We start from the raw sequence: 17,699 nt of genomic DNA, 5'->3' as shown, positions 1-17,699 counted from the left end.
CTCATGGGTTTCTGCAGTTTCGCGCGAAATCAAATTTTTTTGATTTCGCGCGAAACTGCAGAAACCCGATGTGCTGTTTTGTGGGGTCACACGGGGGAAACCGTGATACCGAGGGCGCCCGGCCCGGTGTGCGCTCCGATGATCGCGCTGGTCTCCTCCAGGATCGGCTGTCGTGCCCCGGGTAGCCGGTCCTGCAGCTGGTGTAGGACCTGTCCGGCCCGCTCTGCGGCCTGGAAATGTTCGGTGGCGATGTCCACGGATCCGCCTCCGGCGCGCTCCACAGCGGCGGTGATCGCCTTGCCGAGTGCGCGCTCCGTGCCGATGCCCTTGGTCAGTGGTGCCAGTTCACCCTCGCGGAAGCCCAGGACGGGCTTGACCGCCAACGTCTGACCGAGCATGGCTTGTGCTCGACCGATTCGTCCGCTACGCCGTAGATATTCGAGCGTGTCCACGTAGAGGAACTCCGTGGTTCCGCGCAGCCGCCGGTCCAGGACACCGAGTACGTCCTGCACTGTCGCTCCGGCAGCAGCGGACTCGGCCGCCGCGATCACCGGATATCCCAGCCCGAGGCCACACAGCCGTGAGTCCACGACATGGACGGGAACATCGACTTCCGTTGCCGCGATCCGGGCTGCCTCGCAGGTCCGGGACAGTCCCTCCGAGAGATGGACCGAGATGATCGCCTCCGCGCCTGCGCTGACCGCATCCATGTAGTTCCAGAAGAAGGCGGGCGGTGGTGGCGGTGCGGTGGCCACGGGCACGCCGTCACGCATGGCCTGTGCCAGTTGGGAGTGCGGGACCCGTCGCTCGTCGTTGTATTCCTCGCCGACCTTCAGCTCCAGTTGAATGACGGTGATTCCCAACTTCTCGGCGATCCCGGTGGGGACGGAGGCGGTGGAGTCGGTCACGATGGCGACACGTCGGCGCATGGGCCAAGGCTACGTGTGACGAGAAGACTATTCACGTTTGCCATCCGGTGATTCCGGGTGGTTTTGCGGCAATCGATTCCTCGGGTTTCGATGTATGGGACTCCGCACCAGTCGTGAAGTGAGTACTGTCACTCTCGTCCCTGGTTACGTCGAGCCTACCGAATAGTAACATCGAGAGTGGTTGGAGTCACTGTGCTTTTCGAGTGACCACATGGCAAGGTCAAGCTCCCGGAGCCGTATTCGGATCCGACCCGGAATACGGCCTCGGGAGAACGAGCTAAGCCGGTGATGCTGTCGTCTGTCCGCGGGAGGTCGAAGAGGGCCCATGAACATTGTCGTCCTGGTGAAGCAGGTGCCTGACACGTGGTCCGAGCGCAAGCTGTCGGATGCCGATCACACGTTGGATCGGGCGTCGGCGGATGCGGTGTTGGATGAGATCAACGAGCGCGCTGTGGAAGAGGCGTTGCTGGCCAAGGAGGCCCAGGGCGGCGAGGTGACCGTCGTGTGCATGGGTCCGGAGCGGGCGAACGAGGCGATCCGCAAGGCGCTGTCGATGGGGGCCGACTCGGCGGTGCACCTGTCGGATGAGGCGCTGCACGGCTCGGATGCGGTCCAGACCGCGCGGGCGTTGGCCAAGGTGGTCGGCACCTTGGAGTCGGTGGATCTGGTCATCGCCGGTAACGAGTCCACCGACGGGCGTGCCGGTGCGGTGCCTGCGATGGTGGCCGAGGCGCTGGGGTTGCCGCAGTTGACGTATGCGCGCTCGGTGTCGGTCGACGAGCAGTCGGTGTCGATCGAGCGGGAGACGGATGCGGGCGTGGCCACGGTCGAGGCGAGCCTGCCTGCGCTGGTGAGTGTCACGGAGAAGATCAACGAGCCGCGGTATCCGTCGTTCAAGGGGATCATGGCGGCCAAGAAGAAGCCGGTGAGCGTGCTGTCGCTGGCCGACGCCGGGATCGAGGCCGGTGAGGTCGGGCTGGCCAATGCGGCCTCGCAGGTGGTCTCGTCGGCGCCGGCGCCGCCGAAGGAGGCCGGTCAGCGCGTCACCGACGAAGGCGAGGGTGGCGTGCAGATTGTGGAGTTCTTGACCGGTCAGAAGCTGGTCTGACGAGTAAGCGGGTTCGCGAGGGAAGAGGCTTTTCCATGTCCGAGGTTTTGGTCCTCGTCGACCACGCCGGTGGCGAGGTCAAGAAGGTCACGCTGGAACTGCTGGCCGCGGCGCGCCGGTTGGGGGAGCCGGCTGCGGTGGTGACCGGTGAGCCGGGCACGGCGGGCAAGCTGGTCGACAGCCTGGCTGCCTATGGCGCGAGCAAGATCTATACGTGCGAGTCGACCGAGGTCGGCGGGTATCTGGTGGCTCCGCAGGTGGACGTGCTGGCGCACCTGGCGGGCAGTGCGCAGCCGGCGGCGGTGTTGATTCCGGCTTCGATCGACGGTAAGGAGATCGCGGGCCGGTTGGCGATGCGGCTGGGTTCCGGGTTGCTGTCGGAGGTCGTCGACATCGACGCCGAGGGGGTGGCCTCGCATTCGGTGTTCGGTGGCTCGTACGAGGCCACGGCCAAGGTCACCTCCGGGGTGCCGGTGGTCACGGTGTTGCCGGGCAGTGTGGAGGCCGAGGCGGTCAGTGGTGCCGGTGAGCAGGTCTCCGTCGAGGTCCCGGCCGTGGATCCGGCGAAGGCCGCGCGGGTGACCGGCAGGCAGCCTGCCGAGTCCGGGGATCGTCCCGAGCTGACCGAGGCCGGTGTGGTGGTCTCCGGTGGCCGCGGTGTCGGTTCCGCCGAGAGTTTCGAGGTCATCGAGAAGCTGGCCGACTCGCTGGGTGCCGCGGTGGGTGCCTCGCGGGCGGCGGTGGATTCGGGGTTCTACCCGGCCCAGTTCCAGGTCGGCCAGACCGGCAAGACCGTCTCACCGCAGCTGTATGTGGCTCTGGGCATTTCCGGGGCGATCCAGCACCGCGCCGGCATGCAGACCTCGAAGACCATCGTGGCCGTCAACAAGGACGCCGAGGCGCCGATCTTCGAGATCGCCGACTTCGGCGTGGTCGGTGACCTGTTCAAGGTCGCCCCTCAGCTCACCGACGAAATCGACAAGCGCAAGAGCTGAAAGCACCGAAGCATCGTGGGCGGGCCGACACCATCAGCGGCCCGCCCACGATGTGTGTGCACCGCCGAAGTCGTCGGCTACCTCGGCGGTGTGGGTGATGGCGTGCCGGTCGGTATCGAGGTTCCGGCACCGGGGCCTGGCCTCCCGGTCGTTCCGCTCGTGGATGTGGGTCCGACGGGTGCGAGGCCGGTCGCTCGCGCCGGGCGGTCTACCCTGGAAGGGCGATGACTTACCTGGACCATGCGGCCACCACTCCGATGCGGTCGGAGGCGGTCGCGGTGATGAGCGAGGCGCTGGCCACGTTGGGCAACGCCTCATCGCTGCACACCTCGGGCAGGCGCGCGCGTCGGGCGGTGGAGGAATCCCGGGAGGACATCGCCGCCGCGCTGGGGGCGAGACCGTCGGAGGTCGTGTTCACCGCGGGTGGCACCGAGAGCGACAACCTGGCGGTCAAGGGAATCTTCTGGGCTCGACGAACCCGGAACCCGCAACGCCGCCGCATCCTGGCCTCGGTTGTGGAGCACCACGCCGTCCTGGACGCTGTCGAGTGGCTGGCCGAGCACGAAGGCGCCGAAATCACCTGGCTGGACGTCGATGGCCACGGCCGAGTGCGGCCCGAGGTACTCGACGAGGCGCTGCGTGCGGCTCCCGACGAGGTGGCGTTGGCCACGGTGATGTGGGCGAACAACGAGGTCGGCACCATCAATCCGATCTCCGAACTTGCCGAGGTCGCCTGTTCCCACGGCGTCCCGTTGCACACCGACGCTGTGCAGGCGGTCGAGACGGTCCCCGTGGATTTCGCGTCGACGGGGGTGTCGGCGCTGACGATGACGGGGCACAAGGTCGGTGGCCCCTACGGTGTGGGCGTGCTGGTGCTGTCCCGGGACGTGGAGTGCACGCCGGTCCTGCACGGTGGTGGCCAGGAACGTGACGTGCGCTCCGGTACGCTCGACACACCGGGCGTGCTCGGGTTGGCCAGCGCCGTGCGTGAGGCGGTGGAGACCAGAACACGGCACATCGGCGAGTTGAGTCGGTTGCGGGACGAGTTGATCAGTGGCGTACGCGCGGCGGTGCCGGATGCGACTCTCAACGGTGATCCCGGAACCGATCCCGGAACGGACGAGTATGTGCGGTTGGCGGGCAATGCCCACTTCACATTTCCCGGCTGTGAGGGGGACAGCCTGCTGATGTTGCTGGATGCCAAGGGAATCGAGTGTTCGACCGGCTCGGCCTGCACTGCCGGGGTGGCCGAACCCAGCCATGTGCTCCTGGCGATGGGAGCCGATGCGCAGGCGGCGCGAGGGTCGTTGCGGTTCTCACTGGGACACAATTCGACGTCCGCGGATGTGCAGGCACTGACCGAGGCGATCGGCCCGGCGGTGCAGCGGGCACGCAGTGCCGGACTGTCCGGTCTGCGCAAGGCCGGTCCGACGACAGCCCCGACGGAGGTGTGAGCGTGCGAGTACTCGCAGCAATGAGCGGCGGAGTGGATTCCGCCGTCGCAGCGGCCCGGGCGGTGGCGGCGGGCCATGAGGTGACAGGGGTACACCTGGCGCTGTCGGCGAAGCCGGGAACCCTGCGCACCGGTGCGCGCGGTTGCTGCACCGTCGAGGACTCCCGGGACGCCCGTCGCGCGGCCGACATTCTGGGGATCCCCTTCTACGTGTGGGACTTCGCCGAGCGGTTCACCGAGGAGGTCATCGACTCCTTCGTCGGGGAGTACGCGGCCGGGCGCACCCCGAACCCGTGCATGACCTGCAACGAGAAGATCAAGTTCGAGGCCCTGCTGGACAAGGCGATCGCGCTGGGCTTCGATGCGGTGTGCACCGGTCACTACGCGCGGTTGTCCCTCGTCGACGAGACGCCGGTCCTGCGCCGCAGCCGAGACGACAGCAAGGACCAGTCTTATGTGCTGGCATCGTTGACCGCCGAGCAGTTGCGGCACGCGATGTTCCCGCTCGGGGACTCGCTGAAGACCGAGGTGCGTGCCGAGGCGGACGAACGGGATCTGGCTGTGGCGCAGAAGCCCGACAGCCACGACATCTGTTTCATCCCCGACGGCGACACCAAAAAGTTCCTGGAATCCAAGCTGGGCGAGCGGCCGGGCAACCTGGTCGACGCCGACAGCGGCGCTGTGCTCGGCGAGCACAGCGGGGTGCACGGGTTCACGGTCGGCCAGCGCAAGGGGTTGGGCATCGACGCACCCGCGCCGGATGGCCGCCCGCGCTACGTGCTGTCGCTGGAGCCGGTTTCGGGCGACGTCAAGGTGGGCAACGCCGATCACCTGGGTGTCACGGAAATCGATGCCACTCGCCCGATCTGGCCGTCCGAACAACCCCTGAGCGGACCGACCGAGTGCGCCGTCCAGATCCGCGCCCACGGCGAAACCGCCGAGGCCGTCGCCGAGGTCGCCGACGGCACCGTGCGGGTACGGCTGCGGGAGGAGATGAAGGGGGTCGCGCCCGGCCAATCCGTGGTGCTGTACCACCCCGAAGCCGAGGGGGATCTCGTTCTCGGCAGCGCCAAGATCTCCGCCACCCGCTGAGTGCGGTGCCTGCGACAATGACCACGTGACCGAAACACCCTGGACGCCCGGTACCGCGACCGCGATCGGTTCGATGCCCGGAACCGACCCGTATGAGACGACCCGTCTCGTCGCCGGGGAACTTCCCGGCCTGACGCCACTTCCGGAGCTGCCTGAGCGGGGCGTCGGTGCGGACCTGTTGGGACGTGCGGCGGGTCTGCTGCTCGATCTCCCTGTTGAAGTCGTCCCTTCGGGGTATCGGGTCGCCGCGCGTGCGGGCCGCGATCAACGACGCGCCGTCGACCTGCTGCGCTGGGACCTCGATGCCCTCCAGACGATCTCCGAGACCGAGGGGCCGCTGCACACCGTCAAGGTGCAGGCCGCCGGGCCGTGGACGCTGTCCGGAGGAATCGAGCTGGAGCGCGGGCACCGGGTGCTGACCGACCACGGGGCGCTGCGGGACTTCACCGAATCGCTGATCGAGGGCCTCATCGAGCATGCCGGCCAGGTGTCGGCGCGGACGGGTGCGCGCGTGCTCGTCCAGCTCGACGAACCGACCCTTCCCGCGGTGCTGCACGGTGGCCTGCCCACTCCCTCCGGATACGGCCATGTGCCCGCCGTTCCCGAGCCCGAGGTGCAGCGGCTCCTGTCCGAGGTGATCGACCGGCTCGGCGCGGCCACCGGGAGTCCGGTCGTGGTGCACTGCTGTGCGTCGCGGCCTCCGGTGGGCCTGTTGCGCCGCGCGGGCGCCGGTGCGATCGCACTGGATGCCACCGGCCTCGATTCGATGTCGGCGACACTGGCCGACGAACTGGGCGAAGCCTGGGAGGAGGATCTCACCCTCCTGCTTGGGCTGGTGCCGAACGTGGCACCCACGCGGGAGCCCACGGTTCGGGATCTCGCACGGCCCGCGCAGGAGATGGCCGCGCGACTGGGTTTCCATCGCCGGATGCTGGCCGAGCGCAGCATGCCGACACCTGCGTGCGGTCTGGGTGGGGCAGCACCGGAGTGGGCGCGGCGCGCACTGCGGATGGCGGCCGACCTGGGCAGGCTGTTCCGCGACGAAGCCGAGAACTGAGTGATCACGCGAACCGTGAGCCGCCGGAGCCTCTGAACACCCCGCACAGCAAAGCGGCCCTGATCCGATGCCGGACCAGGGCCGCTTTCAGTGGGGTGAGTGACGGGATTCGAACCCGCGACTCCTGGGACCACAACCCAGTGCTCTACCGACTGAGCTACACCCACCACGGCTGTTCGGAACGTGGCCGTTCCGAACGACGTTGACCATCCTAGCGTCCGCCGTCGAGCGCTTTCACGGGGGTCGGTTGTTGTGGCTCCGATGACCGGTACCCGGCATTCGATCACGGCTCTGCTTCGATCAGGGGCGAAGAGCGGGCGACCAGCCGAAGTGCGCAGCATGGGCCACCGTGGTGTTCGCCGCGCTGTTCCAGTCGGGAGAGAACTCGTTCGCGTGCGGGCTGAAGAAGGCAGACCGGGCAAAGTTGGCCGCTCGTGCCGGATTTTCGAACACGGGTGAGTACGGGGCGCGGCCGAGCCGGTTGACGGCGCCCCCATGTCCAGGCGCCTGTTCTGCACGAACGCCGGCATGGTGGTCATGCCGGCGAGGACGCGTTGGACACTCGGCGTGACCTGTTGCTGGGCTTGTGACGTGCCCGGGTGGTGGCGTTGGCCACCCGGGCCAAGTCGAACAGGTGCGTGCGCTGCGCACTCGCGTGCGCAGCCTGCCTCGAAAGTGGGCACCGAATCGACCTTCCGGCTCGACCGAGAGCCAATCCAGGAGTGACGTGAGGAGAGACAACGTGCGTGGTGCTGTGCTGCACGCCCCGGGGATGTCCGGGGGAGGACCGAGAGGTTCCGACGATCCTGCACCCCGTGGATGCGAGCCTCCGCCCGTCCGCGGTGTGTGTCTGCGGCTCGGACCTGTGGCCCTACCGCGGTGTTGAGCACGTCGACGGCCCGAGGCCGATGGGGCACGAGTATGTCGGCGTCGTCGAGGAGCTCACCGGTGGACTCGGGGCGCACGGCCTCATCGGGGCGGTCGGTATCCAGGAGGCGATGATGCAGGCCATCCGCGCCACCCGCCTGGGCGGACACGTCGGCTACGTCGGTATCACCCACGACGTGCGGTTGCCGGGTGAGGAACTGTTCTTCTCCCAGGTGCACCTGCACGGCGGTCACGCCCCGGTGCGCCGGTTCCTGCCCCAGTTGATCGAGCTGATCTTCAACCGCGAGATCGACCCCGGCAAGGTCTTCGACCTCACCCTGCCGCTGGAGCAGGCGGCCGAGATCACCGAGGACGAGTGGGACCGGCTCGTCGCGGTCAACTGCGCGGAGTGTTCCTCAGCATGCGACACGAGATCCCGGTGATGCTCGCCCACGGCGGCGGCGCGGTCGTGAACACCTCCGCCGGCGCCGGGGTGAAGGGCTTTGCCGGGCAAGCCGCCTACGCCGCGACCAAGCACGGCGTCATCGGGATCACCAAGTCCGCAGCCCTGGACTACGCCTCCGCAGGCATCCGCATCAACGCGATCTGCCCCGGGATCATCGACACCGCAATGATCGGGCGGCTCACCGGCGACATGCGCGAAGGCCGGGAGAACGTGATCGCCCAAGAGCCGATCGGCCGCCCGGGCAAGCCCGAGGAGATCGCCGCGGCCGTGCTGTGGTTGTGCTCCGACGAGGGTGGCTTCGCCACCGGCCACGCCATGGTCGTCGACGGCGGCCAAACCGCGTAACCAGCACGGGGTCCGGAGAAGAACCGCGAGAAATGAACGGTAGCGAGCATTGCTGCTGGGCAAGACGGGGCGGAGGAGTTCTCACCGGGGTTGGGCCGACGCGGTGACCTGCGTTGTCGTGCCCTCTGTTCCGGTTCTTCCCCGGACCTCGTGACCGCTGTGGTCTGGCGTCGTCGGTGCTCGGCCGTGTCGTCCGGTGCAGCCCTGCTACTCCTCGGTTGCCTCGCGGGCCTTCTCCGTGCCGCCGACTTCGGCGGCACCTTCGAGCAGCTCGGTGGCGACCGCTTGCGCCTCCTCGCTGCTGGGGCCGGGCTGGGGGACGAACGCGGTACGCCGGTAATAGGCGAGCTCGCGGATGGATTCGCGTACGTCGGCCAGCGCCCGGTGCGCCAACCCCTTCTCCGGCTGCGCGTAGTAGACCCGAGGAAACCACCGGCGGCACAGTTCCTTGATGGAGGAGACGTCGACCATGCGGTAATGCAGGTAGGCGTCGAGGGCGGGCATGTCGCGGGCGATGAAACCACGGTCGGTGGCGATCGAATTCCCGGCCAGGGGAGCGGAACGCCCATCGGGCAGATGACGACGCAGGTAGTCGAGCACCTGCTGTTCCGCGTCTGCGAGGCTCACCGCCGAGTTGCGGACCTCATCGGTGAGCCCGGATCGTTCGTGCATCTCACGCACCACCTCAGGCATGCCGGCCAAGGTGTCGTCGTCGGCGTGGATGACGATGTCCACGCCCTCCCCGAGGATGTTCAGATCGGCATCGGTGACCAAGGCCGCGATCTCGACCAGGGCGTCGGAGCCGAGATCCAGACCGGTCATTTCGCAGTCGATCCACACTAGGCGGTCGTTCACCCGCGTGAGCCTAACGCGCCACGGCGGGTGATTGCCCGGTTGCCGGTGTGTGTGGACGTGCGTACCCGGTTGATTACCGACCGTGTCGAACCGGGGAGTCGGACCCGGTGCTGTCGGGAAGCTCACGCGGAACGACCTTGCCGGTGGCGTTGCGGGGAAGCCGGTCCAGGAACACCACGTCGCGGGGTCGGGCGAACTGCGACAACTTCGGACGAACACGTGCCCGCAGCGTTTCCGCGTCGAGACCGCTGCCCTCAGGGGTGACGACGAACGCGGCGAGGCGCTGACCGTATTCCGCGTCCGCCACTCCCGTCACCGCCACTTCCGTGACCTCGGGCAGCGAGGCGATGGCGTCTTCGGTTTCCTGCGGATAGACGTTCTCGCCCCCTGAAACGATCATGTCGTCCGCGCGGCCTGCGACGAACAGGCGCCCGGCCGAGTCGAGGCGACCGAGGTCGCCGGTGGGCATGAGTCCGTCGTGCAGCTCCTTGTCGTATCCGTTGGTGTAGCCCTCGAAGAGCATGTCGTTGCCGACGAAGATCCGTCCGGTACCGCCGGTGGGCACGGGCTCGTTGTCGCTGTCGAGCAGGCGTAGCTTCGTTCCACGTGGCGCGGTGCCTGCCGTTCCCGGTGCCTGCCACAGATCGTGCGGGGTGGCGATGCTCACCCATGAGGCTTCGGTGGATCCGTAGAAGTTGTACAGGACCCGGCCGAATTCGCGTTGAAAGTTCTTCGCGAGGTCCGCGGACAGTGCCGAGCCGCTACAGGCGACCACCCGCAGCGAGCGGTGGTCGTAGGGAGTGCGCACGTCGGCCGGGAGCTCGAGTATCCGCTGGAGCATCACGGGCACGGCGAACACGGAGGTGCAGCGGTGCCGCTGGATCGCGGCCAGAGCCTGTTGGGGTTCGAACTTGCGGCGCAGTACGAGAGTGGCACCGAGCACGATGCCGAGCTGAAAGCCCGCGATTCCCCAGGTGTGAAACAGCGGAGCACAGATCAGCATCCGCTCCCCGCTGCGCAGCGGCATTCGGGAGAGCACGGTGGCGGCCGGTGCCAGTCCCGGTGGGTCCGGGCGACGCGCCCCTTTCGGAGGGCCGGTTGTGCCGGAGGTGAGCACGATCATCCGGCTGTGTCGCGAGGGGCGGGGGAGTGGCCGTGCCGATGAATTGCCGATGAGGTGTTCCAGGGTGGCGTGCCTGGTGGTGCCCTCGGTCCATGCCAGCACCATCTGGGTGTCGGTGAGAGCGGTGACGTGTTCGAGGAATTCGTTGTCCACGACCAGGAGTCCGATGTTCTGCTCGGTGACAACATCGCTTATCTGCTGTGCGCTCAAACCGGTGTTGATCAGAACGGCATCGGTCCCGATCTTGGAGCACGCGATGACCGTTTCCACCATCCCGTGGTGGTTGCGGCACAGGATTCCCACCCGCGTGTCGCCGCTGGGGCCGCGCTCGCGCAGGCCGTGCGCCAACCGGGTGGTGCGCTGCTCCACCTCGGCGAAGCTGAGTGCGCCCCGCTCATCGATGATCGCCGGGCGGTCGGGATGGCGGATGGCGCCGACGGCATAGCCCATCGGCGGCGTGATCCCCCATCGCCGCCATGCGAGCAGAATGCGTATCAGCTTGTCCGGCCGCATCGGCCGGAGGACACCTTGTCGCGCCAGTGTGCCCACGTTGAGCAATTCCGGGGCCCTGCGCAGGCACCAGGACGCAATCCGGTCGGCAGCCCTGGTCGAGGCGCGGGTCCCGCACGATGCCCGTTTCGGAGAATCGGTCGCCACGTGTCCCCCTCTCTTGAGGCTACTGGTGAGTAGATCATGCCCGGAACAGCTCATTCGGGGCAATGAGATGGACGGTGATTTTCGTTGTTCCGGGCTGGGAGACTCGGTTGTGTGGGCGGTTTCGACGCACGATTGTGGCGCGTGCTTCACCGGGTATTGCTGATGTTGGCCGTCGGTGTAGTGGGGTTGCTTCTGGGGCTCGAACCGCGTCCGGACCGGTCGGCTTCGCTGTTCGGTCTGCTGCTCGTGCTGATCGTCGCCCTGCCGGTATCGGCGACGGTGTGGCGACTGCCGCCACACGCTCGCCGGGCTCTCCGGAAACTTCCGCGTCACCGACCGTTGCTTGCTCTTACCGCAGGCCTGCTCGCCTGCGTGACGCTTCTGATCGGATGGTGGGCCTTGGTCAACGCCCTGTTTCCCGGGACACTGTCACCGCTGGCGCTGGCTCTTGCCGGGGTCGGCGCCGCGGGAGCCACAACCGGGATCAACCGTGTCACCCGCCGGCGCCTGTAAAACGGCGTTCGGAGTGGCCACCGCCGTGTGGCCACGTCCCTCCCCCGGAGGCTTACCTCGGCACCGGGCTTGCCTCGAGCCTGCCTCAGATCGGGCGGACGGTCAGTCCTCGCGGCTCACTCGTGAAGGCCAGAACGCCCTCGAAGTCGGCAATGGGCAACTCGTCCCGGACGAGTCGGTGCGGTCCACCGGAGGTTTCGACGGTGATTTCCCGTGCGGAGAAGTCCTGGGCGGCGAACTCGGGCCCCTGCAGGTGAACGTGCAGACGCTGCTCGTGCAGTGTGATCGCCACCTGGCCGCCGGGAATCGACAGCGGCTCGCCGTCACGAGTGATCGTGATGCTGCCCTCGTCCGCATTCTCGGGGTTCTCGGGAAGCACGGCGACGCGGGTGAGTGCGACATCGCGCGCGGCGTCGGTGCCGGACATGCCGATGACGTCGCGCGTGACCTCTCCCTCGGGCTCTCCTGCGGTGGGCTGGGGAGTGAGAACAGGGGCACGGGTCTTGGCCGCGAGCCGGTACGGTTGCCACGCCCCCGCGCCGACCAGGTTGACCACCGCGGCGACCTCGGTGTCCGCGAGGAGCTGCTCGCTGTCCGGTGCCGGAGTCACCTCGACGGCAGCGACACCTCGCTCACCGAGCAACTCGCTCAGCGCCTTCGCTCGCTGGCGTCCGTGCCGGTCGAATCCGCGCGTGATGGCGACGGTGTCGGACCCGGTCGAAATATTCGCAGCCGCGTCGGTGAGCCCGGCCAGCGGGGACCACAGCGCTGCGGGGTCGGCCGGGGCGCTCCGCCCGGAGCGAACGGAGGAGGGGGTGTCGGTCGTACTGTTCATTACCCCAACTCTAATCCGCTCGTGAGGGTTCCCTCACTACGCGGTCCGGAAGTCCGTGCTGTGACTTCGCTCGCTGCCGCTTCGATCATCCGGTGGCCTGCACTGAACACAGTGCGATAAGCCCGGGTCAACTGTCCCAGGTGCTGACGATGAGTCCTTCGACCGTCTCCTGCCGGTCGGCCACCTCGGTCTGGCAGTTCGGGCAGCGAGCCGTGATGCGACGGCTCGCGGGTTCCCGGGAGGCAGGCCAGGTCTCGTAGGGCAGCTTCACCATGGCCGAGCACAGGGCGGTGACGAGGTCGCCCGCGGGGCGCGATCCGGGGTGGTTGGTGATGGCGTGCCTGAGCTGCTGACCAGCAGGAACGATCCACCAGACGTGTTCGCGATCGAGAAACACCGACCATACCCCCTGGCTTGTACGGCGGCCGGAAGCCCATGAGCTCGGAATCCGGCCCTGCTCAGTTTCGGACGCTGGGATCACCCTGTATATGGCCCGTCCGAGGGAATTTGTGGGAACAATCGTCGCAGTGCGTAACGCCATTCGCGTGCAGCGCCGTTCTGCCGGGTGCGAATGCCCGGTGGCCCGGTGGCCCGGTCGATCCGATCGAGTAGCCCTTCCCGGCACTTGACCGTCCTTGCTAGGTTGATCCGCGTGACGCGGGGTGCCCGACCGCCCGATGCGCTTCGCACGGTGCGTTTCACGCAGTGCGTTGCACACGGTTGCTCGGGCTGAGAAGAGACCCGTCGAACCTGAACTAGCTCGCACTAGCGAAGGGACGTCGTGAACGAGACGCAAACCCGGTCGGGCACCAGGACGATCCCCAACGTCCTGACCATCGCCGGAACCGACCCCAGCGGCGGCGCCGGTGTGCAGGCCGACCTCAAGTCGTTTTCCGCGCACGGTGCTTATGGGATGTCGGTGGCCACGGCACTGGTCGCGCAGACCACCACCGGTGTGGCGCAGGTGCACGAGATCCCCGCGGAATTCGTCACAGCGCAGCTGGTGACCTTGCTCGACGATGTTCGCGTGGACGCCGTCAAGATCGGCATGCTGGCCAATGCCGAGGTGATCCGGGCGGTGGTGAGGTTTCTGGACGACTACGCCCCGCCGCATGTCGTTCTGGACCCCGTCATGGTCGCCAAGAGCGGTGATCGTCTGCTGGCCACCGAGGCCGTGCGTGTGCTCCGCGAACAACTGCTGCCTCGGGTGGATCTGATCACTCCCAACCTGCCGGAGGCCGCCGACCTGCTGGGAACGGCCGAGGTCACCGAGATCGACGGAATGCGGGCGCAGGCCGAGCGTCTGGCCGGGCTGGGAGCCAAGCGGATTCTGCTCAAGGGCGGCCATCTGGCAGGCGAGTCGAGTGTGGATGCGCTGTATGGCGACGGCTCGACCGAACTGCTGAGCGAGGAGCGTGTCGTGACCACCAACAACCACGGCACTGGCTGCACGCTCGCCGCCTCGATTGCTGCTCTGCGCCCGCAGCGCCAGGAATGGGCGAGTGCCGTCCGGGAGGCCAAGGCATACCTCGGCGACGCATTACGGGCAGCCGACCGGCTCGACGTCGGCCACGGGCACGGACCCGTGCATCATTTTCACCGCTGGTGGAAATGAGTCGCGGTCAGTTCCCGTAGATCCTTCGCGCGAGTGCGGCCTTGCCTTCCTGCAGGTCCTGCAGGATGCTCGGGATGAAACCACCCTCGCTCGGCATCGCCGGAACCTGTAATCCTTCGCTGAGTCCCCAGCCCGAGCCCCGATCGATCAACGATCGGTGCTTGTTGGTGTAGTACCCGGAATTGATCGACACCGCGACACCCCGGGCACCCGCGGCGGCGGCCATCAGATGCATGTGGAACCGAGTGGACAACCACCGCTGGCCTGCGGCGGCGGGCAAGCCGTTGTCCATGATCTCGGAGAAGGGGTAGAAGCGCGCACCGGGAAGGGCGTGCTCGACCAGCATGAACACCTCGCGGTCGACTCGCGGGATTCCCTCGACGAAGCCCACTTGTTCGGGGGAGACGCCCCACTCCCGCAGGGTGTCGAGCAGGAAACCGGCCAGCGCGGGCACGGTCACGTCGAGCAGGTCGGACTGGACGCAGATCATGACCTCACGCAGGTCGTCACCGCGGAACAGGCCCGGCTCGATCCCGAAGAACAGGTCATCACCGGTGCACTCGACCTTTTCCGAGGAATGCAGCAGACCACCGGACGGCTCGTCGCGGACGTCGACGATCTCGAACTGTGCCACGAGGCTCCGGAGCAGGGCCTGCGCCTCGTCGATGACCGGCCACAGACCCTGGCCGGTCATGACGGCGCGTCCGCCGGAACGGCGCACCGCCGCGACGGCGGCGGCAGGCAACCCGATGTGGCGTGGCCAGATGCCGTTGACGAAGCCACCACCGATGAGATGCACGAGGTCCACCCGGGCAGCCAGCTCGATACCTGCGGTCCAGCGCGGGGCCATACCGGGATCGTTGATCGCGTGCTGGACGAACGAGGCGACCTCCCAGGGTTCTCCGGAGGGTGCTTCCCAGCACAGTCGCCAGAAGGTGTCGGTGATGCGCAGGTTCGGATGCAGGTGCCCCAGCAGGACCTCGCTGGGGCCGGGATTCGGACAGTCCAGCCATATCTCGCTGTCCGGGGCGGTTCGAGCCAGGTACTTCAGCCACGTGGCGGCGATGAGTTCGTCCCCGTAGTTCGGATGACCGGTCGTGGCGACCAGGTAGATCGTCGCGGGCGCACGGGACTCGCGGCTGGTCACTGATGGCTCCTGTCGGTTGCGGTGCTGCCTGAACAGTCGGCAGGACACAACCGAACGTAGCAGCGCGATCGCCGACGTGGCGCATCGATTCGATCACCGGTGGTCACTCACCAGGACGAAAACCTCGTCCGAGGCTGGCTTCCTGCGTGCTCGGGTGGCGTGTTGCAGGGCCGGACGGTACCTGGGAGCAGGACGGTCACCGCTCGGTGAGCTCGGTCCGGAGGCGGTTGGCGCGCTCGCGAACACGCTCGAAATGCGCGGCATGGTGCTGTCGGAAGAGATCGGACGGAAGCTCGGGGAGATCGACCGGTTCCTCGCTGCGCTGTGCCGGAGGGTTCGCCTCCGTGGCGATCGCCTGAGGTTCGTGCGGATCCGCCTGCGAGGGCTCCGCACCCTCCGAGGGAACCGATCGCATCGCGGAAGCCGTCGATGCTTGCGCGGCCGAGTCGGTGCTCTGCGCCGATGCGGTGGGGTGGGTGGGCCGCACGGAATGCTTCGAGGTCGTATTCACCGCCCGAGCCGGTTTTGTGGTCCCTCGCCGGTTCAGGGCGTGCCTTCCTTCCCCGCCGGACCGTACGGCACCGCGTTCGGCACCACCGCTGTGCTTGGCGCGGTGCAGGATCGGCCAGAAGACGAGTGTCGCCAGCACGAGACCACCGAGAAACGTCAGAACCAGTATGCCCGTGTCCGGGGTGAGAAACTGCGCGAGCAACATGGCTGTCCCCTAGCTCCGTTGGGCAGTGCCGTGACCGTCGGCGGTGTGACCATCGGTGGTGTGACCATCGGTGGCCACGGGCATCGCAGAGTCCAGGCTCGTGCCGTTGTTGTTCAGCGGAATGGTGTAGGTCCGGACGTTGTCCTGCTGCTCGGGCAGTCGGACCGGCGGTGGGTCCGGCAGCGGTGGCTGCTGGTCGATGTCGGAACTGGGAGCCTGTGCGTGCAGGGCTGTGGTGGATGCGTCGATGGTGTCCGCAGCAGTGCCCAGAGAGGACAGAACCGTTTGCCGGAGCTGTTCCAGCTCGGTGCGCTTGCGATGTATTTCCTCCTGCACGTCGAGGCGAAGCTGCTCCGACTCGGCGTCCCGTTGCCCGCACTCCTGTTGAGCACGTGCGATCAGTTCGTTGGCCTCTTCCTGTGCCGAGGAGACCATTGCCTTGTATTCGTCGCGAATGGCCTTGCGCAGCCGATGCTCTCGTTCCCGCATGTCATGGACCTGACTGGCGTGTTCCCGCCGCATCTGGTCCCGACGCCTCTCGACCTCGGAGAGCAGCGAGGAACATTCGGCCCGCAGTTCGGCTGCGGCGTTCTCGGCCTCCTCGACGAGACGGTCCGCCTCGTTCTCCGCGGAACCCCGGACGATCTCGGCCTGGTGCTGTGCCCGCTCCCGGAGTGTCTGAACCTCGTCCTCGGCGGCCGAGAGCATGTTCTGTACCCGTTGGGAAGCGGCAGGCAGCCCGGTGTCGGAGGACTCGATGCGTTTGAGTTGCTGCTCGGTGTCGTGGAGATCCTGCCGTGTGCTGTCGTAGAGCTTGCGGAGATCCGAATTGAGCCGGACTGCCTCGTTGCGGTCGATCGTGACGATCTTGAGCTGATCTTCCAGGACTTCGATGTGGTCGATGACCTGGTTGCGATGGAAGCCCCGGAACTGGACGTCGAATCCCGGCCGGAGCGGGATGACGGCTTCGTCGGATTCATCCATAGCGGATACTCCCTTCCGGATGAACCTGTCGGGAATGGGCCTGTGCGACTCGGCCTGTGCGAAGAGTAGGCGGATTCGGTGACTCTCGCTCAGTGGAGAGCGGTGACCACCCGTTCAGGTCATGGGCAATCGCCGTCCCGGTACCGTGATCGCGGTACCGGGTTACCGCTCGGGTGGTCGCGAGGTGTGATCGGAGGGGACATCGCCCAGTTGCATCCGCAACTCGGCGATGCGTCGGCGAGCAGCCTCCATGGGTTCCTCATCAGGTTGGAACCGCACTGCCGCACCATCCGTGGGATACGGGGGAGGGCTGTTCCCGTTCCTGTCCTGCTCGGGCCATCCGACCTGCGGGGATGGTGCCGGTGAATAGGAACCGTTGCCCGCTTGGGAACCCGTATGGGAACCGTTGCCCACCGGAGAGCCGTTGCCCGTGCCGTTCCCTGCCGGGCCCGTATCCGCGGGAGAGTGCGGTTCGACGGAGACCGGTTGGGTCGGCAGGTCGGTACCGGTGGTTGCCGAACCGTCCGATTCGTGGCCGGAGCGCACCGGTCGGGCATTGTCGGCCCTGTTCTCCGCCTGCTCACCGCTCGTCGTCGCTATGTGCCCGCTCTGCTGGGGAAAGCCGTTCCCGGCGGTGTTCGGGGGGAGGGACGGTGCCTGCGCCTGCCGCGGAGACGGCTGTGGACCGACGACTTCCGGTGGCTGCTGCTGCCCGGCGTCTCGATGATATTCGGGTTCGACACGGCGGGGCGTACTCGGCGTGGCGGGGTCGCCGGACGATGCCGCGGAGGTCGTGAGTCGGGCGACCTCCTGGCGTAGCCGCGCATTGCTACGTCGGGTGCGCACCACGAGGAAACCGGCTAGGAGAGCGGTAACCAGAACCCCGAGTAGGAATGCGATCAGTATCCTGGCGAATTCCCCGAGGGAGGGATCGAGTGGCATC

The 17,699-nt window shown here is 67.3% G+C and carries 16 protein-coding genes, 1 tRNA gene, 2 pseudogenes and 1 riboswitch; of the genes and pseudogenes, 9 read left to right on the top strand and 10 right to left on the bottom strand.

Translation table 11 applies throughout. The annotated features are described in order from the left end of the window. Nucleotides 1–86 precede the first annotated feature (86 nt). A complete protein-coding gene (locus JOF55_RS06255) occupies nucleotides 87–929 on the bottom strand; it encodes a DegV family protein (RefSeq protein WP_310270926.1) in 843 nt (280 codons plus the stop codon). A gap of 325 nt (nucleotides 930–1,254) precedes the next feature. On the opposite strand from JOF55_RS06255, the gene JOF55_RS06250 reads away from it, so the two are divergent. From JOF55_RS06250 to JOF55_RS06230, 5 genes are all read left to right on the top strand, one after another. After that, on the top strand, nucleotides 1,255–2,037 hold the full coding sequence (locus tag JOF55_RS06250) for an electron transfer flavoprotein subunit beta/FixA family protein (RefSeq protein ID WP_310270923.1): 783 nt from the start codon (nucleotides 1,255–1,257) through the stop codon (nucleotides 2,035–2,037). Nucleotides 2,038–2,072: 35 nt separating this feature from the next. Then, the gene (locus JOF55_RS06245; RefSeq protein WP_310270920.1) at nucleotides 2,073–3,032 is read left to right on the top strand and encodes an electron transfer flavoprotein subunit alpha/FixB family protein; all 960 of its coding nucleotides are present in this window, start codon (nucleotides 2,073–2,075) and stop codon (nucleotides 3,030–3,032) included. 224 nt (nucleotides 3,033–3,256) lie between these two features. Then, on the top strand, nucleotides 3,257–4,486 hold the full coding sequence (locus JOF55_RS06240; RefSeq protein ID WP_310270917.1) for a cysteine desulfurase family protein: 1,230 nt from the start codon (nucleotides 3,257–3,259) through the stop codon (nucleotides 4,484–4,486). A gap of 2 nt (nucleotides 4,487–4,488) precedes the next feature. Beyond that, nucleotides 4,489–5,577 (top strand): tRNA 2-thiouridine(34) synthase MnmA, encoded by a 1,089-nt coding sequence (gene mnmA, locus JOF55_RS06235; RefSeq protein ID WP_374727238.1) that lies wholly within the window; start codon nucleotides 4,489–4,491, stop codon nucleotides 5,575–5,577. 25 nt (nucleotides 5,578–5,602) lie between these two features. Beyond that, nucleotides 5,603–6,634 (top strand): uroporphyrinogen decarboxylase/cobalamine-independent methonine synthase family protein, encoded by a 1,032-nt coding sequence (locus JOF55_RS06230; RefSeq protein ID WP_310270912.1) that lies wholly within the window; start codon nucleotides 5,603–5,605, stop codon nucleotides 6,632–6,634. 91 nt (nucleotides 6,635–6,725) lie between these two features. Here JOF55_RS06230 and JOF55_RS06225 read toward each other — a convergent pair. After that, nucleotides 6,726–6,801: transfer RNA gene (locus JOF55_RS06225), tRNA-His, on the bottom strand. 575 nt (nucleotides 6,802–7,376) lie between these two features. On the opposite strand from JOF55_RS06225, the pseudogene JOF55_RS06220 reads away from it, so the two are divergent. Then, nucleotides 7,377–7,863 (top strand): annotated as a pseudogene (locus tag JOF55_RS06220) (alcohol dehydrogenase catalytic domain-containing protein); the annotation flags it as partial. Continuing rightward, nucleotides 7,858–8,312 (top strand): annotated as a pseudogene (locus JOF55_RS06215) (SDR family oxidoreductase); the annotation flags it as partial. The pseudogenes JOF55_RS06220 and JOF55_RS06215, both read left to right, overlap by 6 nt. A gap of 207 nt (nucleotides 8,313–8,519) precedes the next feature. On the opposite strand, the gene orn reads toward JOF55_RS06215, so the two are convergent. Beyond that, nucleotides 8,520–9,167, bottom strand: coding sequence for an oligoribonuclease (orn, locus tag JOF55_RS06210; protein WP_310270904.1), 648 nt, complete (start codon nucleotides 9,165–9,167; stop codon nucleotides 8,520–8,522). 73 nt (nucleotides 9,168–9,240) lie between these two features. Continuing rightward, the gene (locus tag JOF55_RS06205) at nucleotides 9,241–10,803 is read right to left on the bottom strand and encodes an AMP-binding protein (protein WP_374727406.1); all 1,563 of its coding nucleotides are present in this window, start codon (nucleotides 10,801–10,803) and stop codon (nucleotides 9,241–9,243) included. Nucleotides 10,804–11,058: 255 nt separating this feature from the next. On the opposite strand from JOF55_RS06205, the gene JOF55_RS06200 reads away from it, so the two are divergent. Further along, complete coding sequence (locus JOF55_RS06200) at nucleotides 11,059–11,460, top strand: hypothetical protein (protein WP_310270900.1); 402 nt, start codon at nucleotides 11,059–11,061, stop codon at nucleotides 11,458–11,460. Nucleotides 11,461–11,545: 85 nt separating this feature from the next. Here JOF55_RS06200 and JOF55_RS06195 read toward each other — a convergent pair whose 3' ends face one another. Together JOF55_RS06195 and JOF55_RS06190 are read right to left on the bottom strand one after the other, a co-directional pair. After that, nucleotides 11,546–12,295 (bottom strand): hypothetical protein, encoded by a 750-nt coding sequence (locus JOF55_RS06195; RefSeq protein ID WP_310270898.1) that lies wholly within the window; start codon nucleotides 12,293–12,295, stop codon nucleotides 11,546–11,548. A gap of 127 nt (nucleotides 12,296–12,422) precedes the next feature. Then, entirely contained in the window at nucleotides 12,423–12,692 is a 270-nt protein-coding gene (locus JOF55_RS06190) for a hypothetical protein (RefSeq protein WP_310270894.1), read from the bottom strand. Between the two features lie 251 nt (nucleotides 12,693–12,943). Further along, a riboswitch (TPP riboswitch) is annotated at nucleotides 12,944–13,089 on the top strand. On the opposite strand from JOF55_RS06190, the gene thiD reads away from it, so the two are divergent. Next, complete coding sequence (gene thiD / locus JOF55_RS06185; RefSeq protein WP_310270890.1) at nucleotides 13,077–13,910, top strand: bifunctional hydroxymethylpyrimidine kinase/phosphomethylpyrimidine kinase; 834 nt, start codon at nucleotides 13,077–13,079, stop codon at nucleotides 13,908–13,910. (Overlaps the previous riboswitch by 13 nt.) Before the next feature lie 7 nt (nucleotides 13,911–13,917). Here the strand turns inward: thiD and JOF55_RS06180 are convergent, their stop codons facing one another. The 4 genes from JOF55_RS06180 to JOF55_RS06165 form a co-directional block, all read right to left on the bottom strand. Beyond that, a complete protein-coding gene (locus tag JOF55_RS06180; protein WP_310270887.1) occupies nucleotides 13,918–15,057 on the bottom strand; it encodes a polysaccharide pyruvyl transferase family protein in 1,140 nt (379 codons plus the stop codon). 196 nt (nucleotides 15,058–15,253) lie between these two features. After that, the gene (locus JOF55_RS06175) at nucleotides 15,254–15,772 is read right to left on the bottom strand and encodes a hypothetical protein (protein ID WP_310270884.1); all 519 of its coding nucleotides are present in this window, start codon (nucleotides 15,770–15,772) and stop codon (nucleotides 15,254–15,256) included. 9 nt (nucleotides 15,773–15,781) lie between these two features. Then, entirely contained in the window at nucleotides 15,782–16,756 is a 975-nt protein-coding gene (locus tag JOF55_RS06170) for a coiled-coil domain-containing protein (protein WP_310270883.1), read from the bottom strand. Nucleotides 16,757–16,918: 162 nt separating this feature from the next. Further along, a complete protein-coding gene (locus JOF55_RS06165) occupies nucleotides 16,919–17,698 on the bottom strand; it encodes a hypothetical protein (protein WP_310270880.1) in 780 nt (259 codons plus the stop codon). Between the last annotated feature and the right edge of the window lies 1 nt (nucleotide 17,699).

Origin of the sequence: Haloactinomyces albus (assembly GCF_031458135.1) — a bacterium.
GTDB lineage: Bacteria > Actinomycetota > Actinomycetes > Mycobacteriales > Pseudonocardiaceae > Haloactinomyces > Haloactinomyces albus.
This window is presented reverse-complemented; position numbering and strand designations above follow the sequence as displayed.